Annotated in this window: 3 protein-coding genes and 1 tRNA gene; 2 read left to right on the top strand and 2 right to left on the bottom strand. The window is 35.4% G+C overall.

The window, feature by feature from the left end; translation table 11 throughout:
• Positions 1–65: 65 nt before the first annotated feature.
• A complete protein-coding gene (gene porU, locus AACY61_RS05980) occupies positions 66–3,866 on the bottom strand; it encodes a type IX secretion system sortase PorU (protein WP_339610673.1) in 3,801 nt (1,266 codons plus the stop codon).
• A gap of 215 nt (positions 3,867–4,081) precedes the next feature.
• On the opposite strand from porU, the gene gldJ reads away from it, so the two are divergent.
• Both gldJ and murF read left to right on the top strand, forming a co-directional pair.
• Positions 4,082–5,743, top strand: coding sequence for a gliding motility lipoprotein GldJ (gldJ, locus tag AACY61_RS05975; RefSeq protein WP_339610672.1), 1,662 nt, complete (start codon positions 4,082–4,084; stop codon positions 5,741–5,743).
• 60 nt (positions 5,744–5,803) lie between these two features.
• A complete protein-coding gene (murF, locus tag AACY61_RS05970; protein ID WP_339610671.1) occupies positions 5,804–7,084 on the top strand; it encodes a UDP-N-acetylmuramoyl-tripeptide--D-alanyl-D-alanine ligase in 1,281 nt (426 codons plus the stop codon).
• Between the two features lie 234 nt (positions 7,085–7,318).
• Here the strand turns inward: murF and AACY61_RS05965 are convergent.
• Positions 7,319–7,393, bottom strand: a tRNA-Val gene (locus tag AACY61_RS05965).
• Between the last annotated feature and the right edge of the window lie 204 nt (positions 7,394–7,597).

Here is a 7,597-nt window from a genome sequence, read left to right as displayed (position 1 = left end):
AAGTATAACCGGTATCAGTATTCGCTTCATAAATTTCAAATTTTGGACAAATATATATTTAATTTTTATAGGATAACTAATTTTTCAAATTTTTCAACTTTCTTATTGGTTAACGTAGATTTTACTGTTAACTTATAAACATACACACCTTTTCCTATTTTATCACCAAAATCATCGGTTCCATCCCAAGTAATTTCTCTGGATAAAAATCCTTCTGTGTTAACAATTTGATTTCTTGACCAGACCACTTTCCCGGTAACTGTAAACACCTGCACCTGTACATCAAGTGGTTCAAAAGGCCTGTTGTGATTAAACCAAAACTCTGTATAGTTTACAAAGGGATTGGGGTAATTTAGAACCCGTTCTATTTTTAATTCATCACTGCCGGCAACAACAAATTGAATTTCTGCTGTCGAAGAATTATTATAAACATCCCAGGCTTTTAGTGTTAGCGTATGAAGGCCTTCTTCTAGATTTCTCAATCTATAACTTAAAGCACCTTCAGTGTAGTTATCTACTTCAGACTGGTAATAGTCGTTTAAAATGTAAGGGTTTGATTCATCGCCATCGATGATTGCCGTAATATCATGACCTATACCACTGGCTGTATTGATTCCGTTTTCATCTTGCAATTTTGCTATGAGAATTGGTGAATTATTTGTAGTTCCACCGTTTACAAAGCTTTCATCATTCATAAAAAGCTGTATTTGGGGACCTTGATTGTCATCGGGTGCATTTTCATTGATACCACCTACTCGAATAGCTTCAGAGGAGCCCGTTTGGTCTTCAAGAGCTCCTTCTCGTTTTGCATATAAGCTCACTCTGCCATTTCCAACCGGAATTGCTATGTCTCTGGGAACAACAAATTCAAATTCAAATTGGCCATTTGTAATGGTTGCTTGCCCGTTAAAAATTCCTTCTCCCAGTGTATTAAACTCCATGATAATTAGTTGACCATCGGAGTTTGTAACACCATCATTTCCCAAGGTTTGTCTTTGAAGTCTTTTATCAAACACTTTGGCTTCGAGCGTTCCGTTATAATTTGAGACAAGATTCCCGTTTGAATCTACAACTTCCCCTCCGAGTTTCACACGGCTCAATGCCTTTAATGTATCAGTAGATTGTCTAATAGGTGCATCATTTAATGTGGTTAAACGCACTTCTTTTTTAGGAAAAGCCAGTTGCATAGCAGGGTCACCGATGTAAAAAATCACCCGTCTGTTTCCGTTAGAAATGTCATTTTTTGCTCTTCGCAGTGCTTCTGCCGGTGGAATAAATTCTTCTAAGAAATATGCATATAGATATTCACCAAGTTTTTGGTTAAAATCTGTTCCTAAGCCTACGCCTATTTGTCGTGTTGTAGATATTAATGCGATGGCGCCTCCTTGTTTATTTAGGTAAGTGAATTCTCCTGCTGTTGGTCTTAATGGATTATCAAATCTTGTAAATTCACAGGTTACTGTTACAAAAAGCGGGTATCGGTTTCTGTTTTGAAGGTTTTGAACGCTTTCTTTTGTAATGATGCGCTCACTAGCCAATCCATCTTCCCCCCCGTGTCCAAAGTAGTTCAGCACTAAAGTACCCACATCAATGACATTTTCAACAGCTTCATTTACCTTTGGATAGCGGTTTCCACCAGAAGCTGTTTCCTGCTGGTAGGAATCACTGTGAATTTTTATCACATTCACATTGGGTTTGTTAGCCGATATGGCATTGCCGAGTGAATCCAGTCTGAACTGCAAATTAGAGTCTGAATTGGTGTCTGCATCATCTGAAACCAGCACAAAATTATTACGCCAGTTTCCATAAGAAGCAGCCGATTCATAGTTAATAATTTTATTAACTAAATCATTGGCTTCAGTGACATTGTCTGTAATGATTCTCCCCACTGCTATGTCGAGTCTTTCATTGCTATTCATCGCGCCTTCATTTTCATCCATCATACCAAAAAAGTCATCAGACATATAGGTGTTTGATGCGGATATTGAACCAAACTCTGAGTCGTGGTAGGTTGGTAATATATTATTGTTTCCTGACAATCTATTTTTATAATCTACTGAAGTATCCCCAAAAAAACCAACATATTTCAATCGGTTTGATTCTATTGAGGCATTATCATAAACATATTTAATTAAGTTTCTGATAGCGGCAATATCTTGTTTACCGGTGCTGAATTCGTTGTAAATTTTATCGGTTGTTACCACCCTAACATTCAAACCGTTTATTGCTCTATGGTGATTGGCAAGCTTCAATGCAGGTTGTAAAAGGAACGGAGGAGTAATAATTAAATAATCAATATCCTGAAAAATTCCTTGTTCATTTAGAAAAATTGTTCCTTTTAGGTTTTGATTTTGAACCACAGAATTATTTTCAGTTGTTGGCGTGTAAAAAGCAGTATTATGAACAGCCACATATTCTCTAACTTGTCCCATCTGGGTCTTAAAGCTAAAGGTTTGAGCATTGTCCAGATTTGAAACTGAAGTAATCTCTGAAGTGTTTGTTACATCCCACACCTGAGAAAATTGAGAAGCATTGGCAATTTGATATTCCCCTATTCCGGAAAGTGTTGCAGCTGCATCATATCTAAATGGGAGCTGCCCTTCAACTCCGGAAAGCTGTCTCAATGCGTTGATACTTATAAAGTCAAGATATGCATTGCTTTGAGGATTGCCTGAATTGTTATATTTCAAGGTCACTTTTACAGTTTCAGACGAGGCATTTACATTTTCTGAAAACAGTCTGCTTGAAGCTAAAACAGTATTGCTTAGTGTTCCAAAATTAAATGTGCCCTGAAGTTGTTCGTTTACTTCAACTGCCATTGAAGTTGTGACTTCAGAAGTTGCAATTGTATAAATGTTTAGATTCATAGCTTCACCGGCAACAATGTTTGGAAAGTTAAATTCAAAAGTTTGTTCATTTTCGATATCAAAGCGGTTACTGAACCATCTTCTCCCCACTAATGGCGGATTGACTTCATCTTGTTCAAAATATTGATAGTCATTAAAGCGGGTGATGATGGTTGATGGTTGTCCGGCCGGCTCATTGTAGGGTATTACCCTTTTTCCATTATCACCATCGGCAGTTATGAAGTAAAAAGCATTGTTATCATAAATATTGACATGTGTATTGCTGTCTTCATTTAATTGATTGTTTTCGCCATAAAACAGGATATAATCATTGGAATCGAAACTTCCGTCTTCTTCACCAACAACTTGAATTGCATTTTCTTTTAATTCTAAATTTATATTTTCACTGTTTCTTAAAGGAAGCATGTTGCCGCCATTTCCGATTATTTTTAATTTTCTGGGGTCTATGTTGTCGACATCCATTCCCAGGTTACTTAAAAAGCTTCTGTCTATTTTATAAATTCCTGGTTGCTCAATTTTAAACTTAAACCATTGCCCTGTGTTTAAAATTGAATTAATTATTGATGCATTTCTGCTTAGCCTTTGAGAGTTACTTTTAGAGTAGTCGATATCAAAAGATAGGACTTTTCTGTACACACCATTTTGATTAATTATGGGAGTAATTGTTATTGTAGTGTATACTTCATTTCTTGCTTTATTGCTTGAAATACTGTAATTGATGGAGCTTGGAATTGACTTGATATCAATTTCTGTTAATTCATTCACCGAAACTGTTTGGTAGTTAACATTTGTCACTACTAAAGATGCTGGAGAGGCAAAACCGTTATCTTTCCAATGAGCACTATATTCATTCTTTGTACTATTGAAGCTTAAGGAGTTTTCTACGCCAGACAGTTTTTTTTGCTGCGAAGTTTCTCCCCAATCGAGCACAATTTGCCGCGATTGAGAATGCAGGTTAAAAAAGGCAATCATAAAAAGTAAAAAGAGAATTTTCTTCATCACATAAGTTAACGATATATTAAAGCACTTATTATTTGTATTTTTATCAAAATAAAAAAAACCAAACGCTGGATAATAATATCAGAATTCTGCGTTAAATATAGACTTTAGCTCACAAAAAAAGCTGCAATATTTATATTTTAAAATATTATTGAAATTTTATCGTTAATTACTATATTGCGAACCCAATTTTTTTCTTAATTGAAGCCATGAATATGCAAAAAACAACAGTAATAAACTTACTTATAGTAGCTGCTTTCAGTACTATATTATTCAGTTGTAACAAATCCAGAGACTACAAAAGTAGCTCCAGAGCCACCGGTTGGAATTTAAATGACAAGGACGGTGGATTTCAATACAACCCCAAAGCCAAAGAACAAGAGACCGGTCCCGGACTTGTTTTTGTTGAAGGAGGTACATTTACAATGGGTAAAGTACAAGATGACCCTATGCGTGACTGGAACAACACTCCTACTCAACAACATGTTCAATCATTTTATATGGATGAGACAGAGGTTACAAATCTAATGTACTTGGAATATCTTGATTGGACAAAAAAAGTATATCCTCCAGAAAACGAGAATTACAAATTAATATATCAAGGAGCACTTCCTGATACTTTGGTTTGGAGAAACCGATTAGGATTCAATGAAACAATGACAAACAACTATCTAAGACACCCCGCTTATGCAGATTATCCTGTAGTGGGAGTTAGTTGGATTCAAGCTGTTGAGTTTTCAAAATGGAGATCAGACAGAGTTAACGAACTCATTCTTGAAGAAGAAGGCTACACCAAAAGAGGAGCCAGACTTACTGATGTTGACGCCTCTACAACTTTTAACACTCAAACGTACCTAAATTCACCATCAGATACTTATGGTGGTAATTTGGAAATAACACAAGGAGGAAGAACCTCTGAAAGACTTGTAGATAGAGATAGCACACATCTTTTTGTTCAACTTACTGACGGTTTACTTCTACCTGAATACAGGCTTCCAACTGAAGCAGAATGGGAATATGCAGCATTAGGACTAGGTAGTTTGAGAAGTTACAATGTTTACAGAGGAAAGAAAAAATACCCTTGGGATGGTCAATATACCCGCTCCGGTGAGAGAAGAACCCGTGGTGACCAAATGGCAAATTTTAAACAAGGAGATGGTGATTATGGCGGTATTGCGGGCTGGAGTGATGATGGTGCCGACATTACAGCAGCAGTAAAATCATATGAACCCAATGATTTTGGCCTGTATGATATGGCCGGTAATGTAGCAGAATGGGTTGCCGATGTGTACAGACCTATTGTTGACGACCAGTTTAACGATTTCAACTATTTTAGAGGAAATGTTTACACTAAAAATTCTATTGGTGAAGATGGTAAAATTGAATTGGTTACTACCGAATCAATCGTCTATGATACTTTAAGTAATGGTAAAATTGTTGCAAGAAACATGCCTGGTGAAATTCTTCAGGTTCCTGTAGATGAAAATGAAACTTATTTAAGAACACAATTTTCTCAAAGTGACAACAGAAACTTCAGAGATGGTGACAAACGTTCAACAAGAAACTTTCAAGCCTTTAATGATGATTTGGATGAGCAGGAAACTACCAGATTGATGTACAATTCTCCAAAACACAGTGTAGAACCAGGCGAAGAGGGATTAGAAAGACAATATGATCAGGAAAACACCCGAACTACATTGGTTAATGATGAAGTTAGAGTTTTTAAAGGAGGCTCTTGGAGGGACAGAAACTATTGGCTAGACCCGGCACAACGCCGTTACTTCCCGCAGGATATGGCAACAGACTACATTGGGTTTAGAAACGCTATGTCTCGTGTAGGTTCAAAATCAAAAGAGGGTAAACGAGCAAGAAATTAAAACCTTAAATAGATAGAGTTTACAGCCCCGAAAATCGGGGCTTTTTTATACCTTTATTTTATGACTATAGAACAGCTTCACTCCATTTTTTTAAAATCAACAGGGGTAAATACTGATACACGAAAAATTCAAGAAAATAATCTCTTTTTTGCACTTAAGGGAGAACACTTTGACGGCAATCAGTTTGCTGAAAAAGCCTGTAACTCAGGCGCAATTTATGCAGTTATTGATAATGAAAAGTTTCATCTCAAGAATGGAAAATCAATTTTAGTTGATGATGTGTTGGATACACTTCAATTATTAGCTAATTATCATAGAAATTATTTATCAGTACAAATACTAGCACTCACTGGAAGCAACGGCAAAACAACTACAAAAGAGTTAATCAGTTCTGTTTTAAAACAAAGGTTTAACATTAAAGCAACTTCAGGAAATTTGAACAATCATATTGGAGTTCCACTGACGTTGTTATCTATGGATACATCCACAGAACTTGGCATTGTAGAAATGGGTGCCAATCATGTGGGTGAAATTGCTCAGCTATGCAAAATAGCAGACCCTGATTATGGGTATATCACCAATTTTGGAAAAGCCCATCTGGAAGGTTTTGGAGGAGTTGAAGGAGTAATAAAAGGGAAAAGCGAATTGTATGATTACCTAAAAAGCAATAACAAAATTGTATTTGTAAATAAAGAAGATCAAATACAACTTGAAAAAACCAAAGAAATTAAACAATATTCTTTTGGAGTAAAAAATTCAAAGAGCCATGTTGTCATTCAGTTCATTGAGTCAAATCCTTTTGTTAAAGTTAAATTTTTTGATTCAGAGATAACAACAAATTTGATAGGTATTTATAATTTTTCTAATATTTCTGCCGCACTAGCTATTGGACATTATTTTAAAGTCCCAATATCTTTATTAAAAAAAGGAATTGAAAGCTACATTCCCGAAAATAATCGTTCTCAATTAATGACGAAGGGTACAAATAAACTTGTTTTAGATGCATATAATGCCAACCCAACAAGTTTAAGAGCAGCTATTGAAACTTTTAATGTAATGGATTCAATCAATAAAGTAGCCATTTTGGGTGATATGTTTGAACTGGGAAGTGAATCACAAAAGGAACATCAAGAGATAGTAAATTTTGTAGAAAAATTAAACTTTAAGAGAATTTATTTGATTGGCAAAAACTTTTCTAAAACTACTACAAACACCTCTTTGAAATATGAAGATTTTAATCAATTTTCAGAATACATTAAACAAAACCCAATAAAAAATGCACATATACTTATTAAAGGCTCCCGAGGTATGGCCTTGGAACGGGTTTTGGATCTGATTTAGGTTTCAACTAAAATGAAATGCGCTACACTTTATCTTTAACACTATTTTTATTCAAGGAATTTTGAGCTTTTGGATTAGCTGTCGGTTATCCAGATTATAACCATTCCTGCTAATACAAGACTGATTGTTACAAAATCACTTTTTATTGTTTCCTCACTTTTAAAAACTTCGTTTTCGAGGACCCCAAAAAACAAAAAGCCTGATAGCTATTTGCTATCAGGCTTATGCTTGATGTGGGTCATACTGGATTCGAACCAGTGACTTCTACCCTGTCAAGGTAACACTCTGAACCAACTGAGTTAATGACCCCTTTTATGAGTTGTAAAAATAATAACTTTAAATTAAAATTCATTTAAATCTGAATGTTTAATTTATTCATTTCACTCATCAAGAAAACTTCGTTTTGAAGCTTTCAGGATTATCTGCGATGATACCATTGCTCCCACAGCTGCAAATAAAAACCCTCAAGTTGTTTCTCAACTTTGTTTTTTTCCGCCCTCTTGAAAACTTCGT

It is taken from the genome of uncultured Planktosalinus sp. (assembly GCF_963973675.1).
In the GTDB taxonomy this organism is placed as follows: domain Bacteria; phylum Bacteroidota; class Bacteroidia; order Flavobacteriales; family Flavobacteriaceae; genus Planktosalinus.
The sequence above is the reverse complement of the archived record's forward strand: the minus strand, read 5'-3'. Positions and strand labels throughout refer to the sequence as shown.